24 protein-coding genes are annotated in these 25,042 nt (G+C 39.4%); 7 read left to right on the top strand and 17 right to left on the bottom strand.

What is annotated here, in order from left to right; all coding sequences use genetic code 11:
• Positions 1-60: 60 nt before the first annotated feature.
• Positions 61-399: a Grx4 family monothiol glutaredoxin gene (locus C0W29_RS06445; protein ID WP_045042834.1), complete on the bottom strand. Its 339-nt coding sequence runs from the start codon at positions 397-399 to the stop codon at positions 61-63.
• A 330-nt stretch (positions 400-729) separates the two neighbouring features.
• Between C0W29_RS06445 and sodB the strand changes: the two genes are divergently transcribed.
• The 3 genes from sodB (at position 730) to C0W29_RS06430 (ending at position 5,826) form a co-directional block, all read left to right on the top strand.
• Positions 730-1,320, top strand: coding sequence for a superoxide dismutase [Fe] (gene sodB, locus C0W29_RS06440; protein WP_036793827.1), 591 nt, complete (start codon positions 730-732; stop codon positions 1,318-1,320).
• 251 nt (positions 1,321-1,571) lie between these two features.
• On the top strand, positions 1,572-2,744 hold the full coding sequence (locus C0W29_RS06435; RefSeq protein WP_052671619.1) for an efflux RND transporter periplasmic adaptor subunit: 1,173 nt from the start codon (positions 1,572-1,574) through the stop codon (positions 2,742-2,744).
• Positions 2,731-5,826 carry an efflux RND transporter permease subunit gene (locus C0W29_RS06430; RefSeq protein ID WP_045044894.1) on the top strand — a complete coding sequence of 1,032 codons (3,096 nt, stop codon included), beginning with the start codon at positions 2,731-2,733 and terminating at the stop codon, positions 5,824-5,826. Before C0W29_RS06435 ends, C0W29_RS06430 begins: the two co-directional genes overlap by 14 nt.
• Positions 5,827-5,916: 90 nt before the next feature.
• Here C0W29_RS06430 and asd read toward each other — a convergent pair whose 3' ends face one another.
• Positions 5,917-7,032, bottom strand: coding sequence for an aspartate-semialdehyde dehydrogenase (asd, locus tag C0W29_RS06425; RefSeq protein WP_107174139.1), 1,116 nt, complete (start codon positions 7,030-7,032; stop codon positions 5,917-5,919).
• 700 nt (positions 7,033-7,732) lie between these two features.
• Between asd and nhaC the strand changes: the two genes are divergently transcribed.
• A complete protein-coding gene (gene nhaC / locus C0W29_RS06420) occupies positions 7,733-9,184 on the top strand; it encodes a Na+/H+ antiporter NhaC (protein ID WP_036793822.1) in 1,452 nt (483 codons plus the stop codon).
• Between the two features lie 70 nt (positions 9,185-9,254).
• Here the strand turns inward: nhaC and ureG are convergent, their stop codons facing one another.
• Genes ureG through urtA form a run of 13 tightly spaced genes read right to left on the bottom strand, consistent with a single transcriptional unit; the run spans position 9,255 to position 20,294 of the window.
• Positions 9,255-9,878, bottom strand: a complete 624-nt coding sequence (ureG, locus tag C0W29_RS06415) for an urease accessory protein UreG (RefSeq protein ID WP_036793820.1) — start codon at positions 9,876-9,878, stop codon at positions 9,255-9,257.
• Positions 9,879-9,918: 40 nt separating this feature from the next.
• Complete coding sequence (locus C0W29_RS06410; protein WP_045042831.1) at positions 9,919-10,617, bottom strand: urease accessory protein UreF; 699 nt, start codon at positions 10,615-10,617, stop codon at positions 9,919-9,921.
• On the bottom strand, positions 10,604-10,816 hold the full coding sequence (locus C0W29_RS06405) for a hypothetical protein (RefSeq protein WP_045044895.1): 213 nt from the start codon (positions 10,814-10,816) through the stop codon (positions 10,604-10,606). Before C0W29_RS06405 ends, C0W29_RS06410 begins: the two co-directional genes overlap by 14 nt.
• 31 nt (positions 10,817-10,847) lie before the next feature.
• On the bottom strand, positions 10,848-11,300 hold the full coding sequence (gene ureE, locus C0W29_RS06400) for an urease accessory protein UreE (RefSeq protein WP_045042829.1): 453 nt from the start codon (positions 11,298-11,300) through the stop codon (positions 10,848-10,850).
• A gap of 44 nt (positions 11,301-11,344) precedes the next feature.
• Entirely contained in the window at positions 11,345-13,048 is a 1,704-nt protein-coding gene (gene ureC, locus C0W29_RS06395; RefSeq protein WP_045042828.1) for an urease subunit alpha, read from the bottom strand.
• On the bottom strand, positions 13,048-13,392 hold the full coding sequence (locus C0W29_RS06390; protein WP_201774553.1) for an urease subunit beta: 345 nt from the start codon (positions 13,390-13,392) through the stop codon (positions 13,048-13,050). Before C0W29_RS06390 ends, ureC begins: the two co-directional genes overlap by 1 nt.
• Positions 13,393-13,400: 8 nt before the next feature.
• Positions 13,401-13,703: an urease subunit gamma gene (gene ureA / locus C0W29_RS06385; RefSeq protein ID WP_036793813.1), complete on the bottom strand. Its 303-nt coding sequence runs from the start codon at positions 13,701-13,703 to the stop codon at positions 13,401-13,403.
• A gap of 47 nt (positions 13,704-13,750) precedes the next feature.
• Positions 13,751-14,641 carry an urease accessory protein UreD gene (locus C0W29_RS06380; RefSeq protein ID WP_045044896.1) on the bottom strand — a complete coding sequence of 297 codons (891 nt, stop codon included), beginning with the start codon at positions 14,639-14,641 and terminating at the stop codon, positions 13,751-13,753.
• The gene (gene urtE, locus C0W29_RS06375; RefSeq protein ID WP_036793811.1) at positions 14,638-15,333 is read right to left on the bottom strand and encodes an urea ABC transporter ATP-binding subunit UrtE; all 696 of its coding nucleotides are present in this window, start codon (positions 15,331-15,333) and stop codon (positions 14,638-14,640) included. The genes C0W29_RS06380 and urtE overlap by 4 nt, the downstream gene beginning before the upstream one ends.
• Complete coding sequence (gene urtD, locus C0W29_RS06370; protein ID WP_045042824.1) at positions 15,333-16,187, bottom strand: urea ABC transporter ATP-binding protein UrtD; 855 nt, start codon at positions 16,185-16,187, stop codon at positions 15,333-15,335. Before urtD ends, urtE begins: the two co-directional genes overlap by 1 nt.
• A 19-nt stretch (positions 16,188-16,206) precedes the next feature.
• Positions 16,207-17,325, bottom strand: coding sequence for an urea ABC transporter permease subunit UrtC (gene urtC, locus C0W29_RS06365; RefSeq protein ID WP_045044897.1), 1,119 nt, complete (start codon positions 17,323-17,325; stop codon positions 16,207-16,209).
• A gap of 17 nt (positions 17,326-17,342) precedes the next feature.
• Positions 17,343-18,944 carry an urea ABC transporter permease subunit UrtB gene (urtB, locus tag C0W29_RS06360; RefSeq protein ID WP_045044898.1) on the bottom strand — a complete coding sequence of 534 codons (1,602 nt, stop codon included), beginning with the start codon at positions 18,942-18,944 and terminating at the stop codon, positions 17,343-17,345.
• A gap of 60 nt (positions 18,945-19,004) precedes the next feature.
• Complete coding sequence (urtA, locus tag C0W29_RS06355) at positions 19,005-20,294, bottom strand: urea ABC transporter substrate-binding protein (RefSeq protein ID WP_036793807.1); 1,290 nt, start codon at positions 20,292-20,294, stop codon at positions 19,005-19,007.
• A gap of 485 nt (positions 20,295-20,779) precedes the next feature.
• Here urtA and C0W29_RS06350 point away from each other — a divergent pair, with 485 nt between their 5' ends.
• The 3 genes from C0W29_RS06350 (at position 20,780) to C0W29_RS06340 (ending at position 23,180) form a co-directional block, all read left to right on the top strand.
• A complete protein-coding gene (locus C0W29_RS06350) occupies positions 20,780-21,511 on the top strand; it encodes a nucleoside recognition domain-containing protein (protein ID WP_045042821.1) in 732 nt (243 codons plus the stop codon).
• Complete coding sequence (locus C0W29_RS06345) at positions 21,511-21,972, top strand: YjiG family protein (RefSeq protein ID WP_036793804.1); 462 nt, start codon at positions 21,511-21,513, stop codon at positions 21,970-21,972. The genes C0W29_RS06350 and C0W29_RS06345 overlap by 1 nt, the downstream gene beginning before the upstream one ends.
• Before the next feature lie 86 nt (positions 21,973-22,058).
• The gene (locus C0W29_RS06340; RefSeq protein ID WP_045044899.1) at positions 22,059-23,180 is read left to right on the top strand and encodes a M20 family metallopeptidase; all 1,122 of its coding nucleotides are present in this window, start codon (positions 22,059-22,061) and stop codon (positions 23,178-23,180) included.
• 142 nt (positions 23,181-23,322) lie between these two features.
• Here C0W29_RS06340 and C0W29_RS06335 read toward each other — a convergent pair whose 3' ends face one another.
• Complete coding sequence (locus C0W29_RS06335; protein ID WP_036796285.1) at positions 23,323-23,691, bottom strand: nitrous oxide-stimulated promoter family protein; 369 nt, start codon at positions 23,689-23,691, stop codon at positions 23,323-23,325.
• Positions 23,692-23,989: 298 nt separating this feature from the next.
• Positions 23,990-25,003, bottom strand: coding sequence for a nucleoid-associated protein YejK (gene yejK / locus C0W29_RS06330; protein WP_036793800.1), 1,014 nt, complete (start codon positions 25,001-25,003; stop codon positions 23,990-23,992).
• Positions 25,004-25,042 lie beyond the last annotated feature (39 nt).

The following is a 25,042-nucleotide window of genomic DNA, read 5'->3' as shown; positions in this document are numbered from 1 at the left end:
GCCAACTTAAAAAGTGGCGGTTTTTTTATAAGTGCTAAATAACACACTTAAAGGACAAACTTACTCAGCTGCTTGCGCATCACGACGAGCTGCAGATTCTTTAATTAAAGTCTGCAACTCACCTTTTTGGAACATTTCCAAAATAATGTCACAACCACCAATTAGCTCACCGTCAATCCATAATTGTGGGAATGTTGGCCACTGTGCGTAGACTGGTAATTCTGCACGAATATCAGGATTTTGAAGAATATCTACAAACGCAAATTTTTCACCACAATTCATTAACGCTTGTGATGCTTGTGATGAGAAGCCACAGCTTGGCAATTTTGGAGAGCCTTTCATGTACAACAAAATAGCGTTATCTGTAATTTGTTGTTTAATTTTATCGATAGTTTCCATAGCTTCCTCGTTCGATTCTAATAATCATTTGTTATAAACCCTACCATTCTACTTGGTTATCGTCACCAATAAAAATACTTTCAAATTATGTTGAGCAACTCTTTTAAGCAATAAAGCGCAATCTTAGTTATATTGATATCTATTAAGTGGTTATTGACGTTGCCAATAACGAGGTATAGGGTATTTTTTTAAGCTTAATGCTTTTAATAAACTAAAAACTTGCTAAAATAAAACGGTCAGATTCAAATAATAAGTAGCCGTCAACGTCTACTAGAAGTAATGTCGTGGGTATAAGCCCAAACAACTACAATTAAAATGGAGAATTGAGCAATGGCATTTGAATTACCAGCTCTACCGTACGCAATCAACGCTCTTGAGCCACATATCTCTCAAGAAACGCTAGAATACCACTACGGTAAGCATCACAACACTTATGTTGTTAAGCTAAACGGTCTTGTAGAAGGTACTGACCTTGCTGAAAAATCTCTTGAAGAAATCGTACAGACTTCTACTGGTGGTGTTTTCAACAACGCAGCTCAAGTATGGAACCATACATTCTACTGGCATTGCCTAAGTCCAAATGGTGGCGGTGAGCCAACTGGCGAATTAGCAGATGCAATCGTTAAAGCATTTGGTTCTTTCGCAGAATTCAAAGCTAAATTCACAGACTCTGCTATCAATAACTTTGGTTCAGGCTGGACATGGTTAGTTAAAACTGAAGATGGTTCATTAGAAATCATTAACACTTCAAATGCGGGTTGCCCTATTGCAGAAGAAGGTCTAAAAATGACTCCACTTCTAACAGTAGATGTTTGGGAACACGCTTACTACATTGATTACCGTAATGTTCGCCCTGATTACATGGCTGCATTCTGGGCACTTGTTAATTGGGATTTCGCAGCTAAAAATCTAGCAGCGTAATATCTTAGATTAACAAAAAACCCGTTTCATAATCGAAGCGGGTTTTTTTATAGCATCATGATCATAAATATATATCAGCCACTCCAGCAGTAACATTTCCCCTCATAATAAAACATATAAAATACCAATATTTTACTTATAATGTATTTATTCATTAATAATTTTAAACAATTAACTCAACTTTGACATGTTTATTATTGCTCCTCTGTATGATTGTTCATCACTCATAATCCAAGCGAGAGTTACTAAGCGTGTATTATAAAACGTTCCCCATCGCAGCACTCACCGTCGCCATCTTAACTTCCAGCAGTATTGCTTATGCTAAAAACGAAACAACGAAACCGCAAGCAATCCCTGTCACTGTTGAGTCTATTTCGACTAAAGAGTTCGTAACGACCCTTGATGAAGTGGGTAAAATTAATGCCACTGAGTCAGCAGAACTCACGTTTAGTACCGCCGGAAAACTGATTGAAATTAATTACCAAGATGGTGATACCGTTACTAAAGGTCAGCAAATAGCTAAACTTGATAGCAGTAAACCCAAAGCCGATCTCGATAAAGCCCGTAGTTCATTAAATACCGCCCGTAATAAGGTAAAACGAGCGCTAGCATTAGAGAAGAAGCAACCTGGGGCACTATCAAAACAAGATATTGAAGGCTTGCAAGACGAAGTGAATCTTGCTGCTGCAGACTATCGCCAACAACAAGCAATACTAAAAGATTTTATTATTAGCGCTCCCTTTGATGGTCAGCTCACTACCTTCTCCCGTTCAGCGGGCAGTATGATTGATCCAGCCACAACCTTAGTCAGCCTCTATAATTTAGATCCGGTCGAAGTTACCTATACCATTAGCCAAAATGATCTTGGTAAAGCCGTAAAAGGCCAGCCTGTAACGATTACAGTTGAAGCCTATAAAAATATGAGCTTCCCTGGCGTGGTTGATTACGTCGCCCCTGCCGTTAATAAAAGTTCAGGCCGAGTCGCTATTCACGCCTTAATTAAAAACCCTAACCATGTTCTCGCACCAGGAATGTTTGCCAAAATCAGTCAAATGGTAAATGGTCGTACTGAACGTATTGTCGCACCACAAAATGCAATTATGGCACACAATGACGAGCGCTATGTGTGGCTAGTTGATGAAAACAATATCGCAACCAAGCATTATATTACCCTTGGTGACAATATTAATAACGGTTATGTGGTAGTAGAAAAAGGCCTTAACGTTGATGATAAAGTTATCGTTACTGGGCAACAAAAATTAGATAACGAAGCCTTAGTAAATATAATCAAAACTCAACAATCTACTGCTGAAGCTCCGCCACAACCACCTAAAAAGAAGGTCACTGATCCTTCAAAACCTATCACTCCAGTAGTAGAAGCAACGGACAAGCCAGTAACGGAGTCTAACAATGAAACTACCTGAGGTTTGTATTAGGCACCCTGTTTTTGCCTCGGTGCTCAGTATTGCGATTGTACTCATTGGTCTATTTTCATTCCAAAAATTAGCAATTCAATATTTTCCTGAACATAATTCGCCACAAGCAACTGTCAGCGCAAAAATTGATGGGGCTAGTGCTGACTTTATGTCGCGTAACGTCGCTACACGCTTGATTAACTCGGCAACAGGATTAGAAAATGTTGAGACCATGACCACTGATTGTGTTCAAGGTGGCTGTACGCTAAAAGTAAAATTTGATGACAGTATTAGTGATGTAGATTACGCCAACTTAATGAATAAATTGCGTAGTAGCATTGAGGCGATTGTTGATTTCCCACCAAGTATGGTCGATAAACCCACCGTCACTGATGACTCATCAGATAAAAGTTCAGCCAGTAATATTATTACCTTTGTCAATAAAGGCGATATGACTCCCCAGCAGATGTTTGACTACATTAGCCAACAAATTAAACCTCAATTTCGCCACGTCGAAGGTGTCGGTGCCGTATATGGACCTTATGGTGGAGCATCTAAGGCGGTGCGTGTTTGGCTCAATCCCGATCGTATGATGGCACTCAATGTCAAAGCTGCCGATGTTGTCACCACGCTCAGCTCTTACAGTTCATCATTTACTGTCGGTCAAATTATTGGTGAGGCGCGTAATTTCCAAATTAATCCAGTCACTCAGGTTAAAAGTGTTAAAGATGTGCAAGATCTAGTGATTCGAGTTGATGATGGCAATATCATTCGAATTAAGGATATTGCTGATGTCAAAATGGGTGAAAATAGTCTGACGCCAAGTGTGCTGAAAGTGAATGGCGAAACCGCAATGTCACTGCAAATTTTGCCACTCAAAAGTGAAAACCCGGTTGATGTAGCAGCACGAGTAAAAGCTGAAATTACCAAAATGCAGCAACATTTACCGCAAGGTTTAACCATGGAGATGGTGTATAACCAAGCCGACTTCATTCAAGCTGCAATTGATGAAGGTTTTCATACCTTAATTGAAGCGGTGTTTTTAGTATCAATTATTGTGGTGCTATTTTTAGGTTCGCTGCGCATTGCATCTATTCCAATAATTACTATTCCAGTATGTATTATTGGTGTCTTTGCGGTGATGTCATACCTTGGCTTTACCATTAACGTATTAACTATTCTCGCCATTATTTTAGCTATCGGCTTAGTGGTCGATGATGCCATTGTGGTAGTTGAAAACTGTTATCGTCATATTGAAGAAGGTGACACTCCATTTAATGCAGCCATTAAAGGTAGTCAGGAAATCATCTTCCCAGTTATCGCAATGACGATGACATTGGCTGCGGTTTACTTACCTATCGGTTTAATGTCAGGCATGACCGCCGATTTATTCCGTCAATTTGCCTTCACGTTAGCAGCCTCAGTCATCATTTCAGGCATTGTCGCGCTAACACTATCACCAATGATGTGTGCTTATTTAATTAAGCCTATCGCGCAACAGCCTAAATGGTTTGTTAAAGTAGATACCAAGCTCCACCAGCTTTCAGAAGCTTATGTCAAACAATTAGCGAAGTGGTTTGAACGTAAAAAAATCATGGCAGCAATGGCATTAGCGTTAATTGCACTCTCAGGAGCTGCTATCTGGTCAATGCCACAAGTGTTATTACCCACTGAAGATACAGGTTTTATTGATGGCAGCTCAGAATCGCCAACCGGTGTAGGTCGTCGTTACCATGTTAAGCATAATGCCGAGCTAAATACGGTTATGGAAGGTAATGACAGCGTTGCCGCGAATTTATCTTATATTGAAGCACAGCCAACAAACCATATCTTGTTAAAGCCGTGGGGAGAACGCACTAAAACCGCAGCGGAAGTGGTGGCAGAGCTAACGGATAAAGCATCTAAAACATTATCAGCATATAGCATGTCATTTAGTGTTCGTTCTGCTGATGGTTTAAATGCTGCTACCAACTTAGTATTAGAAATTAAAACCGTTGATCGTGATAAAAAGCAGTTAACCGATACAGCAAATACGATTGTTAAAAAGCTTAATGATTACCCAGGTTTAACCAAGGTTAAGAGTTCATTATTACGTGATCAGCTTCGCTATGATCTGACCATTAACCGTAATGCGATTATTCTATCAGGTGTCGCATATACGGACGTTACCAATGCACTATCAACCTTCCTTGGTTCATTAAAAGCAGCTGACTTACAAGCAGATGATGGCTATACCTACCCGATTAGAGTTCAGGTAAACCGTAAAGACTTAGGTAACTTTGATATTATTGATAAGTTATATGTTGCTTCAGAATCTGGTCAGAATATTCCGCTGTCAGAATTTGTTTCTATCAAACAAGTCACATCTGAATCGACCTTTAAAACTTATATGGGACAAGATAGCGCCGAGATCACAGCCACCCTAATGCCGGGGGTGACTGCTGGTGAAGTACGCGATTTTGTTGATGCTAATATTCCGTCGTTATTACAAGACTCACAAAGCTATGCTTATGCTGGAATAGTAAAAGAACTCACTGACTCTCAAGCAGGAACCCAAACCCTGTTCTTGATGGCATTGGTGTTCATTTATTTAATATTAGCAGCGCAATTTGAAAGCTTTGTAGATCCATTGGTGATCTTATTAACCGTTCCTTTGTGTATTGTCGGTGCGGTTTTAACCTTGTGGGCATTTGGGCAAAGCCTTAATATTTATTCACAAATAGGCTTATTAACCTTAGTCGGATTAGTCACCAAACACGGTATTTTATTAGTAGAATTTGCTAACGAACAACGCAAGCTGGGCAAATCAGCAATTGAATCTGCTTGTCATAGTGCGCAATCCCGTTTACGGCCGATACTGATGACATCACTGACAATGATCTTAGGTGCATTACCGCTAGCGTTTGCTTCAGGTCCTGGTTCATTAGGTCGAATTAATATTGGCTTAGTGTTAGTCGGAGGCTTAATCGCAGGTACTTTCTTCTCATTGTTTGTCGTACCCGTTGCTTATGTTGGTATGAGCAAATTAAGAGAGAAAGATGTTCTAAACTCACTACTCTCGGGTCGAGGTTGGCGTAAGAAAAACCATTAAGAGGCGCGAGTAAAATAACCTCTTATTAATAAAAACGCCTGCATCATTGCAGGCGTTTTTTTATCTCTTATATTTAGAGCTCAATAATAACTAACCTTTTTCGGCCAGTAAAATACGCAACGTTCGACGTAATGGCTCCGCAGCCCCCCAAAGTAACTGATCGCCGACAGTAAATGCATTCAGGTATTCATCACCCATTGCTAATTTACGTAAACGGCCAACTGGGACTGATAATGTTCCTGTCACTTTTGCAGGACTCAATTCTTGAACGGTAATCTCACGCTCATTAGGGATCACTTTTACCCAATCATTATGGGATGCAATAATCGCTTCAACTTCATCAAGTGGTACATTTTTCTTGAGCTTTAATGTTAACGCTTGGCTATGACAACGCATCGCGCCAATACGCACACAAGTACCATCAATTGGAATCGGACTATCTTGCAACCCTAAAATTTTATTGGTTTCAACAGATGCTTTCCATTCTTCTTTGCTTTGACCATTATCACGCTTCACATCAATCCATGGGATCAATGAACCAGCCAATGGCGCACCAAATTCTTGAGCAGGAAAATCTGCAGCACGCAATGTTTGCGCGACTTTACGATCAATATCTAAAATCGATGTTGCGGGATTGGCTAACTCACTAGCAACAGAATCATTAATCACCCCCATCTGGCTGATTAACTCACGCATATTCTTAGCGCCAGCACCTGATGCTGCTTGATAAGTTTGTGATGTCATCCACTCAACCAGTCCGGCTTTATATAAGCCACCAACAGCCATCAACATCAAACTCACAGTACAATTACCACCAACATAAGTATTGATACCGTTATGAATACCTTGCTGGATCTGATCAAAGTTAACCGGATCAAGGGTAATAATTGAATCTGGCTGCATACGTAGTGTCGATGCTGCATCAATCCAATAGCCTTTCCAACCCGCTTGACGTAATGCTGGGTACACTTTTTCAGTATAACTACCGCCTTGACATGTAATCACAACATCAAGTCGCTTTAATGCTTCAATATCAAACGCATCTTGTAGTACACCAGCATCTTTGCCAAAATTAGGTGCTGCTAAACCGACCTGCGATGTAGTAAAAAATACCGGATCAATAACAGCAAAATCACCTTCCTCTACCATGCGCTGCATTAATACTGAACCGACCATGCCGCGCCAACCAACTAAACCTACTGTCATCATTTGCAACTACACTCCCTGTGGTATTGAAATTTCTTTATCCATCTATAGAGATTAACAGGATAAAAAACAAGCATAATTTTCAATTATAAATAAAAAAATATCGATGCTTAAACCTAACCATATTTTATCATTTGAGTTTCTTATCAGTCACATTAGATTTTATTATCATGGTCTAAGCCTCAAATAAACGCACAATAAACAACCAAAAACCATTCAAAAACAAGCTTTAATGTATAATTAAAGAGCTTATTTCTAAAATATGCAATCAAACTAGTAAAAAGTTAGTGTTGGCATAACTTTGAAAAAAAAGCCTTTCCCTGATAATCTTCACTATCGTGAGTAAGTGGTTAGATAATTCGTAACTATTATAATTAATAGCTTTTTGTACTTTATCTATCGCTTTTTGTGAGATTTTTATAGATACACTACGACTTTACAAAAAACACAAAACACAACATATGAACCATCAATTAACACTAAAAGAACAACTAAAGTCAGTGTTTTACGAAAGATCTGTAGCAAAAAGACTTAGATCACAGAAAGAAACATTATTTATCACGGTGATAAATCAATTTGCTAAAGTAACGCCGCTTCAGTCGCTGTCTTTTTCAATCCGATTTAAAAACCAATGATAAATAGTATTGATTGGTTGGGTTGGACCCAATTTCAACAAGCTCGATAAAACAAGGTTAGAAGTATGGAAAAACAGACAATAGTGAAACTACCCTCAGTAATGCAAGTCATTATTGCCTTAGGTATTTTCCTTGCCCTTGCATTCTCTTTTACCTCAAAATTGAATTTGCCAATCCAACTGGCGCTGTATATCGGTTGGTTTGTGATTATTGCATTAGGTATTAAACTCGGACACGATTATAAGTCGTTAGAAAAAGCAGCAACAAAAGGTATTGCCAACGGTTTAGGAGCGGTACTGATCTTATTAGCCGTTGGTTCACTCGTCGGTACTTGGATTGCTGGCGGTATTGTACCAACCATTATTTACTACGGTCTTGAAGCTATCCACCCTTCCATTTTCTTGCTTGCAACAATGATCATCTGTTCATTAACGGCATTAGCAACAGGCACATCTTGGGGAGCTGCAGGTACTGCTGGTATAGCAATGATGGGGATTGGTCAAGGTCTTGGTATTCCAGCACCAATGACTGCAGGCGCGGTACTTTCAGGCTGTTATTTTGGTGATAAAATGTCACCACTATCTGATTCAGTGATCCTTGCTTCTTCAATGTCTAACGTTGAGATCATGGAACATATCAAAGGTATGTTACCAATAGCACTGATCAGCTATATCATCACCGCTATTTTATTTACTGCTGTTGGTTTCCACTACGCTGGCAGTATTGATATGTCACAAGTAGATTCTGTGATTGCGGCAATGGATAAACAATTTGTTATTTCACCACTGTCGTTTATCCCTGTCATTATCGTACTCGTATTATTAGCTTTCCGTTTACCGTCTTTCCCTGTGATTTCATTTGGCTCACTATTAGGTATTGTATGGGCGGTTATGGTGCAAGGTATGGATCCGCTTAAAGCTATCAACGCAGCTTGGGCGCCGTTCTCTATTAGCTCTGGGGTTGAGTTTATTGATGCAATCTTGAACCGTGGTGGCATGTCATCAATGCTAGGTTCAGTAGCGGTAATTATTTTTGGTCTAGGTTTTGGTGGCTTACTTGATAAAGTCGGCGTATTGCAAACCATCGCACGCTTATTTGAACGTAAAGTAAAATCTGCAGGTAGTCTTGCAGTATCAACCATTGCGACCGCTTTCTTAGGTAACGTATTTGGTTCAGCAATGTACGTATCATTAATTCTAACACCTAAGATTTGTGCTAAGAACTATGACCGTTTAGGTTATCAGCGTAAAAACCTATCGCGTAATGCTGAGTTTGGTGGCACGCTCACCTCAGGCATGGTGCCGTGGAGTGATAACGGTATCTACATGGCAAGTATCTTAGGTGTTGCTACCTTCTCTTACGCACCATTCATGTGGCTAAGCTTTGTATGTATTATCGTAACGATTGTAACGTCTTACATGGGCTGGTTTGTGGATCGCTGCCCACCAGCAACCGCAGAACAATTAGCGCAAGATGACGAAGATGAATTAATGACCGTGAAGAAACTCACCTCATAATTAATTATTCAAGCTAAACAATATAACGAACCCCTTTATTTTATCTAGAGTAACTTAAAGGGGTTCTTTTTTATTTCTGCAAGGTCAACATTCCCTGAGTCAGAATAAAATCAATAATAGTATCGAGGCCTTGAGCTTGTTTAAGGTTAGTAAATACATAAGGTTTTGTAGGTCGCATTCTTTGAGTATCGGCTTCCATAACCTCAAGTGATGCACCAACATAAGGCGCTAGATCTATTTTATTAATCACTAATAAATCGGAGCGGGTGATCCCGGGCCCACCTTTGCGAGGGATTTTTTCGCCCTCAGCAACATCGATAACATAAATCGTTAAATCAGCCAGTTCAGGGCTAAATGTCGCACTTAAATTATCACCACCACTTTCAATAAATACCACATCTAAGTTCTGATGCCGCTGGGCCAGTTCTTCCACTGCGGCTAGATTCATTGATGCATCTTCACGAATAGCAGTATGCGGACAGCCCCCTGTTTCAACACCGATGATCCTATCTGGTGCCAATGCTTGAGCTCGAGTTAATATCTTGGCATCCTCTTGGGTATAAATATCATTGGTCACCACCGCTATATGTAATTTATCACGAATGGCTTTACATAATACTTCTAGCAACGCTGTTTTCCCTGAGCCTACAGGCCCACCGACACCAATACGTAATGGTTGTTTATATTCCATCATCATCTTCTCCCTAAGATTATTATCACCACATAAATAACAACTATGAACGAAATAAACGGGTATATTGAGTTTCATGGCGACTACTTGCAATGGCACCAGCTGGTAGATAGCTGCCAATATCATCATCTTTAATTTTTTCGGCTTGCTGTAAAGCTAAAGGAAAATGATCGGTTAACAGTAATAATGTTCGTTGCCCTGCCGTCTGCCCTAATGGCACTAACTTAACCCCTGCCATCACCATGTTTTCTGCCCAGCTCCACATATATCCTTGTAATAACTTATCCAGCGGTATATGCCAGTAAACAGCAGCAATAGCTAATCCTAATAATTGATTCGTATGAGTTAATTGATATTGTAATGGCACGCTTTGTAATACATCGAGTTGCTTTAGCAAGGTAAATAATGCCTGACCTCGCTGTCGTTCTTCTGCTCGTAACTCTTTGGTTTCTCGACATGAATAAAAATAATCATTCCAACGCTCAATAGCCTTAATATCGCCACCGGTTACCGCTTGATAATATCGGCACAATAATGGCAGTTCTAAGGTTGTAATACTTTGTTCAAGCACGACAACCAACCAATCAACTAAACTCTGTTGTGAGTTAACCCATTGCGCTTCAACTGCCCACTCAAGCCCTTGAGAGTAAGTAAAACCACCAATCGGTAGCGACGGACTCATTAGCTGAAATAAGCGGTACTGAGCTAACGAGTCATTTATTGGTGCTTTATTTTTTAACATAGGCATATACCGAGTAGCCAACGAGTATCATTAGCAAAACACTCAATATTAATAAATTGGTATGACTCAGAAACGAATAATGTTGCACTTCTGCCGCCAATGAGTAGCTATGAGGATTAGATACAATATTATGCCCACTATGGGCTAAAGCTGATGGCGAGATAAATAACATTACAATAAACAACATGCTAATTTTCATAATTAATATCCTTATTTTTAAAATAAACATTTTATGAATGATTATGATGTTCAGTCATCGCAGCACCATAAGCTCCAGCTTCTGGCTCAAATGGTTTAATTTCTTTTTTTACATTACCTCCTAATCCAAATACCATTTGATCTAAAACATGATCATGCTGATAACGCAGCCACTGCGGTGTAATTTGTAAGGGCACATGACGATTTCCTAGATGGTAAGCAATTCGACTCAATAACAATGGATCACGACAATAAACCGTTGATACAGATTCAGGGGCTGCTTTTATTTCAACAGTTAATCCACATCGACTCAATAATTGTTGCCCATCACGTAATATATGTCCTCGCGGTAACAACACCCCACCAGAACGGCCATCATCTAGCGTGACTTTTAAGCGGCTTTTAATTCTACTATCAATGGGTAAACTCAAATAAGCATGAGGCTTACCGATGCTATTAACTTTAATTGCAACTAATTCAATCATATTTATCTCCTTTAATATGACGATAAATAACAATATCTAATGCATTAAAATAAAAAATACCGTTGTGCCATTGGTAATATTTCTGCGGGTTGGCAAACTAATAACTCACCATCAGCACGTACTTGATAAGTCTGAGAATCGACGTCTATATGTGGCTGCCAACTATTTAAACGCATATCACTTTTAGAAATAGACCGGCACTGACTTACAGTACCAATTAAGCTTTCTAAACCTAACTCTTGAGCTAATTGTTGTTGGTGGGCTTGTTGCGAAATAAATAACATCGAAGTCTGTTTATTCGCTTTACCGTAACTACCAAACATTGGTCGGTAATGCACGGGTTGTGGCGTTGGTATCGAAGCATTAGCATCACCCATTGATGCCATTGCAATCATGCCACCTTTTATGATCAAACTTGGTTTTACGCCAAAAAAGGCTGGCTTCCACAAGACTAAATCAGCTAATTTGCCGACCTCTATTGAGCCGACTTCATGTGCCATACCATGGGTAATTGCCGGATTTATCGTATATTTAGCGATATAACGTTTCAGACGGAAATTGTCATTATCATCACTGTCTTCAGCTAAAGGTCCTCGCTGGATCTTCATTTTATGTGCTGTTTGCCAAGTACGTAAAATCACTTCTCCCACACGTCCCATAGCCTGAGAATCAGAAGCAATCATCGAGAAAGCACCCAAATCATGCAAAATATCTTCAGCTGCAATGGTCTCACGTCGTATTCTTGATTCGGCAAATGCAACATCCTCAGCAATCGACGGTGACAAATGATGGCAGACCATCAGCATATCAAGATGTTCATCAACGGTATTGATAGTGTAAGGGCGAGTAGGATTTGTCGAGGAAGGTAAAATATTGGCAGAGCCGCACGCACGAATAATATCAGGAGCATGTCCGCCCCCCGCCCCCTCAGTGTGATAAGTGTGGATCACTCGATCACCAATAGCATCAAGGGTCGATTCAACAAAACCAGATTCATTAAGGGTGTCAGTATGAATAGCGACTTGAACGTCCATTTCATCAGCAACAGATAGACAAGTATCAATGGCCGCAGGGGTTGTGCCCCAATCCTCATGGAGTTTTAACCCGACAGCACCTGCCACGACTTGCTCGCGTAGCCCTTGTGGTTGACTGCTGTTACCTTTACCTAATAATCCAAAATTCATCGGAAAATGATCAAGGGATTGCAACATTCGATGCAAATTCCATGGCCCCGGAGTACAGGTAGTTGCATTTGTTCCTGTTGCTGGTCCTGTTCCACCACCTATCATGGTTGTTATTCCTGAAGCCAACGCCTCTTCAATTTGTTGCGGGCAAATGAAATGAATATGTGAATCAATTCCTCCTGCGGTAAGAATATTTCCTTCACCTGCGATGATCTCAGTTCCAGGACCAATGACAATTGTCACTTCTGGTTGAATATCCGGATTACCTGCTTTTCCTATCGCAGTAATACGGCCATTTTTTACCGCAACATCCGCTTTAACGATTCCGCAATAATCTAAAATAACGGCATTGGTGATCACTAAATCTGGGGTTTCTGCACTCGGTCGTTGGCTTTGTCCCATTCCATCCCGAATCACTTTCCCACCACCGAACTTAACCTCATCACCATAAACGGTATAGTCATGTTCCACGCTAAGCCATAAATCGGTATCGGCTAAACGCATTTTATCGCCAACCGTGGGACCAAACATTTCTGCATATGCTTGTCTTGATATACTCGCCATCACTCATCCTTAAGGCACGCTACATCACCCATTATTTTTCCTTGAAAACCAAAGATCTGTTTTGTTCCAGCATAAGCCACTAATTCAATCGTTCGTTTTTGTCCTGGTTCAAAACGAACAGCAGTCCCTGCAGCAATATTTAATCGGTATCCGAGAGTTGTTTCACGAGTAAAAACCAACGCATCATTCACTTCATAAAAATGATAATGAGAGCCAATCTGAATCGGTCTATCGCCGATATTAATCACACTAACTTTGACCGTATCACGATGTTGATTTATTTCAATTTCCCCCGCAGCAACACAAATTTCACCCGGGATCATTGCTCTCTTTTCAATCGCCATCACTCACCTCACACTATCGGCTCATGGACGGTAACGAGTTTAGTGCCATCTGGAAATGTAGCTTCAACTTGAACATCTGGAATCATGGCTGGAATACCCTCCATAACATCAGTCGCCGTTAAAATGGTTCGTCCATAATCCATTAATTCTGCAACAGTTTTACCAGCCCGTGCGCCTTCCATTATTTCAACGCTGATCAAAGCTACCGCCTCTGGATAATTAAGTTTAACGCCATGTCGTAACCGCTGTTTAGCGACTAATCCAGCACAAAAAATAAATAGTTTATCTTTTTCTCTCGGGGTCAATTCCATAATGATCTCCTGATTTAATTAACAACTATATAAAATGATAATCTGCACTATGTCGCCCAAATGCGCGGAACAACAGGCGTATAACCGAGCCATTGTTCACGGACTTGCTGCCAAACTTTAACAAAGACAGCCATGATCGTTTCACTCCAATGAGCTAATGCTCTAACAACAAGGATGCCCTCTATTTGAGTAACCGCGACAATTAACTGTTGTGATGAATAATACTGTTGTTGTTGATCCAGCAAGGCCTGTACCAAAGCTAAAAGTTCAGGAGAATCACTGGTAATAAAAAAACTAGCCGTTAAACTGAATTTTTGTAAGCCATTAATAAAAAAGCGTTTATCTTGACCATTAACCGCCAACCTCTCAGTTAAAATTGGTTTATTTGCGATCCATATTTCTGTTTTCCCCGTTACGCTACCATCACCTAAGCCCTCATTCAGTGCAGGTCGTCCAAAACAGTGCAGCTCCCATCCCATAAATCGCGCTGTTGATGCCAGTTCAATCCGTGTCGTTAGAGACACCTTCGCGTCAGTAAAAAAAATATTTTCTTGAGGTAACCACTCTAAATAACTATTTTCTTCAACCACTAAAGTCTGGCTCTGCTGCGCAATTTTCCCTTCACTGCTGCGGTAAAATTTCGTCGCTCCAGGGGTCGTTATTAAACTATGAGCGCAAGGTGCTACTCGCGTAGTAATCGTTAAGCTATCGCCACCAACAACCCCACCAGGAGGGTGCAATAAGTAAGCATGACAAATATTACCTTCCGGATAAAACGGCCGCTGAACAGCCAGTGGGCCTTGTTGTTTTTTATGTAATAAAATAGTTTTATTGCCGCGCGGATAGAAACTTAAATTGAGTTGGGCTTGCCAGCCTTGAGTCATCGCTGTGGCTAATGGTGAAAAGGAAGTCGTTTGAGGTAACTGAGGATTTATCATACTGTGAGATACTCCGTAATCAGCGCTTTATTCAATGTTGCCATTGCTCCTGTAGCCACATTACGACCACGATCCAACAAACAAAAATGATCCCCAACCTTACGAGCAAACGGTAGTTTTTGTTCAACTAATAACACAGTCAAACCATACTGTTGGTTGAGCATTTGAATAATATCGCCAATTTCATGCACAACATTAGGCTGAATGCCTTCGGTGGGTTCATCAAGAATTAATAGACTAGGGTTAACAACTAATGCCCTAGCAATCGCTAATTGCTGCTGTTGGCCACCAGATAAGTCGCCACCATAACGAGATTGCATTTGATGCAAAACAGGAAACAGTTCATAGATAAAGTCAGGTACCGTACGATCACCTTTCGTTCTCGCTGGTAATCCTATCGCTAAATTTTCCCATACCGTTAACATTGGAAATATCTGTCGACCTTGAGGTACATAACCGATCCCTAAATGTACCCGCTCTTCTGCTCGACAATGGCTAATGTCTTTTCCACTCAGTTGGATATGACCATTTTTTGTGGCTAACAATCCCATAATACATTGTAATAGCGTGGTTTTTCCTACACCATTACGCCCCATAAGCACAGTACATTCCCCTTTTGGCACATGAAGATCAATATCCCATAAGGTGTGACTTTCTGCGTAATATTGATTTAAGCACTTAATTGTCAGCATCATGATCCTCCAAGGTAAACATCAATAACCTGTGGGTGTTGCTGAATTTTACTCATTGTTCCTTCAGCTAATACATGCCCTTGATGCATCACCGTCACTTGACTATCAATCGAACGTACAAAATCCATATCATGTTCAACCACCACCACGGAATGTTTTCCGGCTAACCCTATTAATAATTCTGCGGTACGATCCATTTCTTGATGGGTCATTCCCGCCACGGGTTCATCAACCAATAATAATTTCGGATTTTGCATCAACAACATACCGATTTCTAACCACTGCTTTTGCCCATGCGATAAATTACCAGCAGCAATATTGGCATGATCGTGTAATTGAATAAGGGTTAGAATTGAAGCCAGTTTGTCTTTCTGTTCGCCGGTTAATTTGGCACGGAATGTCGCCCAGACAGAACGGGGGCCTGCCATTGCTAATTCTAAATTGTGCCATACTGATAAACAGCCAATCACTGTGGGTTTTTGAAACTTACGTCCAACACCAGCATTCGCAATCTGCGCTTCAGTCATGGTCAATAAATTTAACCGAGAACCAAGCCAAACCTGTCCAGAGTCAGGACGTGTTTTACCGGTAATAATATCCATCATGGTTGTTTTCCCAGCCCCATTAGGGCCAATAATGCAGCGCAATTCCCCTTCTTTGATATAGAGATTAAAATCATCAATTGCTTTAAAACCATCAAAGGTTTTATTTACCCCTTCAAGATAAAGTAAAATATTATGTCGAGTATCAATTAACGGATGTTGCTGAGGTTGCATAAAACCAAAAACTTTATCTCTGGCAATTAATTCTTTAATTGGCAATCTAAATTTAAATTGATTGGTAATAATAGTCATTGGGTTAACTCCTTTATATTTACGTTTTAAACCCTCGCTTTAGCCATCCTTTTACTATTTTTGGTGAATGATTAAATAAACCAGTTACACCGTGTGGTAAATATAAAGTCGATAAAACAAATAAACTACCAAGAGCAAATAACCAAACTTCTGGTAATGCCACTGTAAACCAACTTTTAGCATAATTAATAATAACGGCGCCAATAATAGCGCCAAATAAAGTCGCTCTTCCTCCTAATGCCACCCAAACTACCACTTCAATAGAATTTAATGGCGAAAATTCGCCTGGATTAATAATCCCTACTTGAGGAACATAAAGAGCACCCGCAATTCCCGCAATAACAGCAGATAAAACAAATATCCATAATTTAATATTATCAACGTCATAACCCATAAATCGGGTGCGTAACTCTGTATCTCTAATCGCGACAGCCACTCGACCTAATCGACTATTAATCACCGTTTTACATCCTATATAAGCGATAATTAAAGCAACTGCAGAGCACACAAATAGCATTACTTTGGTGGTATCATTTTGCAAACTAAACCCAAGAATTTCTTTAAAATCAGTTAAACCATTATTACCACCAAAACCCATTTCATTACGAAAGAAAGCTAACATTAAAGCGTAAGTTAATGCTTGAGTCATAATCGATAAATACACACCAGAAACTCGAGATCGAAAAGCTAATCGTCCAAACAAATATGCTAATGCTCCTGGAATAAGAATAACCATTAGACAAGCAAACCAAAATTGATCAAAGCCATGCCAAAACCACGGTAATGATTGCCAATTGAGAAAGACCATAAAATCCGTCAATACTGGATCGCCATAAACACCACGATCACCAATTTGACGCATTAAATACATTCCCATCGCATAGCCGCCGAGTGCAAAGAAAGCACCATGCCCTAAACTAAGAATCCCTAAATATCCCCAAACTAAATCGACTGCTAACGCCAATAAAGCATAACTTAAATATTTTCCTAATAATGAAACTGTAAATGTATCAATATGTAATGGATGGTGATTGGGAATAACTAGATTACAAAATGGTACAATAACAGCGATGAAGAATAAGACACTCAGAGTAATCGTTCCTCCTCGGTCTTTAGTCAATATCGAACGAAAAAACATAACTACTCCTTAGTTTATTAACTATCGGCAGCTCGACCACGTTGGGGAAATAAACCTTTTGGCTTTTTTTGAATAAATAAAATAATAAAAATAAGTACCATTATTTTGGCTAATACCGCCCCAAACCATGGTTCTAAGAATTTGTTAAATATACCTAAACTTAATCCTGCAACTAACGTTCCCCATAAATTACCAACCCCACCAAAGACAACGACCATAAAGGAATCAATAATATAACTTTGTCCCATATTCGGGCCCACATTTGTCAACTGGGATAATGCCACTCCTGCAATCCCTGCAATACCTGAACCTAAACCAAACGTTAAAGCATCAACACGTTGCGAATGAATCCCCATGGCCCTTGCCATCGGTCTATTTTGAGATACAGCACGAACTTGTAAACCTAATGATGTTTTCTTCAAAATAGTAAGTAAGACTAAAAACACCGCTAAACAAAAGAAAATAATATAAAGACGATTATAAGTAAGGAGTAGCATCGGATTTAACGTCAATGAACCTGACATAAATTCGGGTGTTATTACCGAACGATTTAGCGGCGAAAATACCGAGCGTACAGCTTGTTGTAAAATCAAACTAATACCAAATGTCGCTAATAATGTTTCTAATGGTCGTCCATATAAATGCCTAATAACACCTTGCTCTATCATTATTCCAACACAACCTGAAACAATAAACGCTGCAGGTATAGATAAAATTAAGGCAGCAGCTAAATGATCTGGCATTAATTGCTGTAAAACATAAGTGGTATAAGCGCCAAGCATAATCAACTCACCATGCGCCATATTAATTACGCCCATAACACCAAACGTAATTGCTAAACCAATACCGGCTAGAGCCAATACTGAGCCTAAACTCAAGCCAAAAAATACAGTTTCTATACCAGCATAAATACGTTGTTGTTGTTTATAAGCATCTAAACCATATTGGGCAGCTGCAATCACTTGTGGATTTTGGCTTGCCGTTACAATTTTGGTTAAAGTTTGATAGACAATTGGATGTTTATTTTTACCTAAAATAGCAATGGCATGAAGTTGTTCTTCACCACTGCTATTACGCGCCTGATAGTTAGCAAAAGCTAATTGATATTGTTGTTTAACCTTATCATTACTTTCTTCTTCAGCATGCTTTTTCATTAAGGAATATAACGTAAAATCTATTTTATCAATTAATACTGTTATCGCTTTATCACGTAACGCTGGATTATTATTAGTTAAATCTATAATTGCGATTTGTTTTTTTATTTCATTCCGTAAATTATTATTAACGCGTATTTTTTTAAAGTGACGTTTATTAGCAATCGTTATGATTTTTCCATCATCAATTGCAAAGCCATTTAGATCAGGCTTTAATTTTTCAATTCTATATAAAACCTTGTCTTTTTTATTTATATATAATTTTCCGTTTACCCAATTCGTAAATATCACTTGCTTACGTTCAATATGATCGGTATTAGATAGCCATCTAATAGCATTGATTTTTTCTGTATTATTTTTACCAGAAATTGTAGAAACAAAAGAACTATAAGAATTAATTTCAGCAGCATGTACCTTTATGCTTATTAAACAAATAAACAAACTAATATATAAAATGACTTTCATTGCATAGCTCCATTGCAAAGTGAAATAACTAAGCCTCCCGAAAGAGGCTTAGTCATTCTATTAATGGGTATTGCCAGCACATTTCTTATCGATCACATTATAACTACCGCAAGCAAAAGGCTTACTCCAACTAGAAAATAAATCACGAGAGCCGGGTAAATAGTTCGACCACGCATCACCATTTACAAGTCCCGTCGTTTCCCATACCACTTCAAACTGACCATCATCTTGAATTTCACCAATTAATACTGGTTTAGTTATATGATGATTGGGCAACATCGTTGAAAGACCACCAGAAAGGTTCGGTACAGATACCCCAATTAACGCATCTTGAACAGCTTCAGGATCAGTTGTCCCAGCATTAGTTACCGCCTGTGCCCACATATTAAATCCAATATAATGCGCTTCCATAGGATCATTGGTGACACGTTTTTCATTTTTAATATACTTTTGCCAAGTCTCTACAAATTCAGAATTTTTCACGGTATCAACACTCATGAAATAATTCCATGCCGCTAAATGCCCAACCAACGGTGATGTATCCATACCTGATAATTCTTCTTCACCGACAGAAAAAGCAATAACAGGTATATCATCAGATTCAACCCCTTGAGCGCCTAATTCTTTATAGAAAGGAACATTTGCGTCGCCATTAACAGTTGAAATAACTGCAGTTTTTTTGCCTTGCGCACCAAACTTTTTAATATCAGACACGATTGATTGCCAATCTGAATGACCAAATGGCGTATAGTTAATCATTATATCTTCAGCTTTTACGCCTTTCGCTTTTAAATAAGCCGCTAATATCTTATTCGTTGTTCGAGGATAAACATAATCAGTCCCCGCCAGTACCCAACGCTTAACGCCTAACTCATTCATTAAATAGTCAACGGCTGGAACGGCCTGCTGATTAGGCGCAGCTCCGGTATAAAAGACATTTTTTGATGATTCTTCACCCTCATATTGTACGGGGTAGAATAAAATACTATTAAACTCTTCAAATACTGGCAGCATCGATTTTCGAGAAACAGATGTCCACCCACCAAACACAACATCTACTTTTTCTTTTTCAATTAACTCTCGAGCTTTTTCTGCAAATAATGGCCAATTAGATGCAGGATCAACCACAACGGCTTCTAACTTTTTACCTAACAAGCCTCCTTTCTTATTTTGCTCATCAATTAACATTAATACTGTATCTTTCAAGGTTGTCTCACTGATTGCCATCGTGCCTGACAATGAATGTAATACCCCAACTTTAATTGTATCTTCTGCTGCAATGGTGATCTGAGAGAAGCATGTAAGAACAGATAGTACACTCAGCTTTATCAGCTTAGATTTGATTTGCATCTTTTACTCTCCTTGTTGTGAATAATTATTTAATCCAATATGCATACCATAAATAAGAAACAATCAAATAATTCTCAAGCCACTAATTTATAATGATATATTTTTTCATCGTTAGATTTTCTTATATTAAAACTGATAGAAGATGGTGCAACTTTTTGTTGATATCACACTAATGGTGCAGTCTTTTATTTATTAATAAACAACTAAATACCAGTAACTCCCTTCACTGACTCATTCATAGCAGGTATAGATTGACCCAAAATATCGGCCAATATCGATATCGGTCACAAATATGAAACTTCGATTTCATCAAACTAACTTTTCAATCCAACACCTTGACCCCAATCAATATTACAAATTCATTTTTAATGAAAATACCGCTATTACCGAATTAATCACTACACGCACAATTTGAAAACATAGCCACAAAATAATCATCGGCATTCATTTGGTGAAACCATTTTTTATTTTATAAGGATATATCTATGAGCAACAACGCAATAGAAGGCCGTAAAGTTACCATCGGCAGCTATCTTGCCCTCGCTTTTGCTGTCATTTTCTTTTCAGGAGCACTGCAATCTAATCAATGGTATGGCGTATTTGACTTCACGACGTTAAATGGATCGTTTGGTAATGTGGTTTATTCGGTAAACGATACTGCAGAAGGTGTTGAAGCAGCATCAACCTCATTCCGTGGTAAAGGCGGTAGTGGAGCACGCGATGGCTTTATTTTTGCGTTAACGTTAATCCCAACCGTAATGTTTGCCTTAGGTATGATCAATGTACTTGAGCATTACGGCGCGCTAGATGCAGCTCGCAAATTATTAACCCCATTACTGCGCCCATTAATGGGTATTCCTGGTAACTCAGGCTTAGCCTTAATTGCATCGCTACAAAGTACCGATGCCGGAGCAGCAATGACCCGTCAATTAAATGATGAAGGTCATTTAACCAAACGAGAGACAGATATTTTCACCATGTTCCAATTCTCAGCGGGTGCTGCCATTGTTAACTTTTTCTCATCCGGTGCCGTGCTGTTCACATTAACCACAGCATCAGGTGAACCTGCAGTAAGTTCTTCTATCGGTCTTGCCGTTGCGATTATGTTTATCTTCAAATTTGTCGGGGCTAACATTTTCCGCGTGTATTTAAACATCACCGAAGGCAAAGAAAATAAAGACCCTAAACCAACGACTGCTGCTCAGGAAAACGCATAATGACTATTACAAAAAAACCAATGGTTACTGATATTTTTGTTGAAGGCGCAAAGAAAGGTTGGGTAATTGCAACAACCTCAACCGTTCCTAACGTATTAATGGCTTTCGTGATCATCAAAGCGCTGCAAATCACTGGCGCACTTGATGCGATGGGCACCCTATTTTCACCTATCATGGCGATATTTGGACTTCCTGGTGAAGCCGCAGCAGTATTGATTGGTGCATGGATGTCAATGGGCGGTGCTGTAGGCGTGGTAATTACTCTGTTTGACCAAGGTATTCTTACTGGCGAACACATTGCTATTCTAGCGCCTGCGATTTACTTAATGGGCTCACAGGTTCAATACATGGGCCGTATTATGGGTCCTATCCGTACTGAAGGTCGTTATATTCCAGTAATGATTGCAATTTCAGTACTCAATGCCTTTGCCGCGATGTTCGTAATGAATGTATTAGTGTAATAATTTAACGTACTACAGCGTCTTAGTTGTAGTGCGTACTCTGTGTTTATTATCACTGAGCCATAAACAGCTCTGGAGTCATTAAAATGTCTTTTTCTCTTAATAATTATCTTGAAGAACTACGTCCTCTTATTAATCTCGATTGTGGCACATTAACCGTTGATGGCATCGAAGTCGTTGCTTCGATCATGGCACAAAAATACCTTGATTTAGGTTGGGATGTTAAACGTATTGATTGTGGTATTGCTGGCACGGGTTTAGAAGTACGTAATAAACCACAAGCAGATCATATTGATGTGATGCTCATTGGTCATATGGATACCGTTTTCCCTGTCGGTACTGCGGCAGCTCGCCCGATGACACACGATAATGAGCGTGCTTATGGCCCTGGTGTTTCAGATATGAAATCAGGCCTGTTAAGTGTTGTTTATGCACTGCGTGATCTTGATTCGACAACATTAGATACTTTATCTATTTGTGTGTGCATGAACCCAGATGAAGAAATAGGTTCACTGCACTCCGAGTCATGGCTAAAAAGCGTTGCGATTAATGCTAAACATGTTTTAGTCGCAGAAGCAGCACGTGCTGATGGTTCATTGGTTAAAGCACGTAAAGGCATGGCACGTTACCGTCTAAGCTTCCACGGTAAAGCAGCCCATGCGGGTAATGAACCACAAAATGGTCGCAGTGCTATCACTGAAATGGCACATTGGATTTTAGCGATCAACACGATGACTGATTTTGAATCAGGCACCACCTTAAATGCAGGTGTTGTAAGTGGCGGCGCTGGCGCAAATATTGTCCCTGATTTTGCCGAAGTCGTGGTTGATGTTCGTTTCTGGGATAACGATGAGTATGCGGCTGTTGATGCGAAAATTCGCGCATTAACAGAAACACCGTTTGTTGATGGTGTCGTTATCACTGCAGAGCGAGAAGCACATAAGCCGTCCATGACACCAAGCCCACAAACTAAAGTGTTAATGGCGCAAATAGAAGCAGTCGGTAAAGAATTAGGGATTGATATTACTTGGCAAGCTGTTGGTGGTGGTTCAGATGCAAACCTAACCGCAGTATTAGGTATTCCAACGCTTGATGGTTTAGGGCCTATTGGTGCTGGTTTTCATAGTGAAGATGAATGGTTAGATTTAGCATCTATTGAGCCTCGTATCCGTTTATTACAACAAGTACTCGTGAAAATTGCTCAGTAATAACCAATAAAAAACATTAAAAAAGGCTGCATTTCTGCAGCCTTTTTCCTTTTAAATAATGCTAATGGCATTACCAAAGGAAGGACAATCTATTTCAGTTGTTAGGTTAAATCAATATCGGTTTAACTCAATAAATAGAGATTTAACTCGTTTTTGCGATAATATTAGCTTTATCGGCTGACATTTGGACACTACGTAAATTGTCTAACTTAAATTGTATAGCCCGAAATGGATGACGCCAAAAATAACGCGGATATGTCCAGCGTAAAACATGGATCATCTGAAGACGCTTGGCAGATTGATAGCAATGCCCAATACAATGCATACAACTTGGCTTCTCTTCACCAAGACGACAACCTGTTACTCTCTCTTCAACATACTCGATAAGACTTTCACATTCAGAGCACATTACGGCTCCACGGTGCAACGTTTTACAATATAGGCGAATCATCGCTTTCACTGTATTCAGTTCACGCTGCGAACGAACTGAATGATTGTTAATAACTATCATAGTTGCGCCATTATCCATCCATCTTGCGCAGTGCCAATGATAAAGATCAAATTTACGCCCAAATCAGAACCTAATGGGCAAAAATCATAATAGCGCTTATACTGATGGTTATTAATTACACTTTAATACATTGTTCGAATAAATTTAGAACAATGTACAAATAAACTTAAGCAATAATAATGTCAGTTGTTGATCGCTAAATAACAAAAAGCCACCGTCAAATATACCTCATCATAGAGTGCATACTTCACAGTGGCCTTATAAGATCATCAATCACGCAGCTCATCAGCTGCTAGCATTAATTATCGCTATTTAAACGACGTAATAACTGGTCTTTCAAATTAGGTGGCGTACCTTTAATCGTCAGAGTATCGGTTTCCGCATCATAGAAAATACGCTCACCTAACAGCATGCTGTCAAAATTAAGCGTCATACCACCGCCAGAACCAACAAACTTGGTCAATTTACGCATTGCTGTGCGATCAGCTGGAAAACTTTCTTCTAATTCATAACCTTGTTTAGAGGTAAAATCATAGAAATTAGTGCCATCATCAGCAGCGGGTAATTCACCAGACAATTCTTTTACAGTAACTTCATCACCCGCTTGAAGTTGGCCATTACAATAGTCATAAACTTGTTTACGATATTGCTGCTTTTCTTCTTTATCTAAGCGCGAATCTGCACAGAAATCTTCTACCGCTTGCATCAGTACTTGGTTCTGAACTTTTACGTCTAAACCGACTTCCGCTTGCATAAAATCGAGGAAGAAATCAGCAATTTTACGGCCAACTCGTCCTTTAGCAAAAGTTAGGTAGCGTGTTGATTCAGGATTAGTTTCCCATGATGACAAATCAATCCGTGCCACAATATCCATCTTATTAATATCAAGATAATCGGTAGCGCTAATGCCTAGCTGATCGGTCACTTTCATACTGTGGCAAGTCGGTAACATGCCAATAAACAAATAATCGGTCGCTAATGACTGATATTCAGCCATTACTAATGTACCCGCTTCAGCAAACGGATATTTTGCTAATTCAGCTTGTAAACGTTGCACTGACTGGTTAGAAAATGTCAGGAAATCTAGCTCTCCTTGACGGAATTGTTTTAACCAATGCGCAAACTCACTATCTACAGCAAAATGAGCAAAGCCTTTTGTGCCCTTACTGCTATAAATTCGATGTAATTCAGCAACGAGATCCTCAGTCGCAGAATCATTATCAAGAGTTTGATTTCTAAGATGAATTTCTAGCTCATCTTGGTCGTTTTTTACTAATTGGTGTAGAATGACGTTCGAAAGTGTAAGACTCATAATGGAAAAGGTTTTCAGGAAAACTGAACTCTAGGTTAT

Source organism: Photobacterium kishitanii, from assembly GCF_003026355.1.
Classification (GTDB): Bacteria; Pseudomonadota; Gammaproteobacteria; order Enterobacterales; family Vibrionaceae; genus Photobacterium; species Photobacterium kishitanii.
The sequence above is the reverse complement of the archived record's forward strand: the minus strand, read 5'-3'. Positions and strand labels throughout refer to the sequence as shown.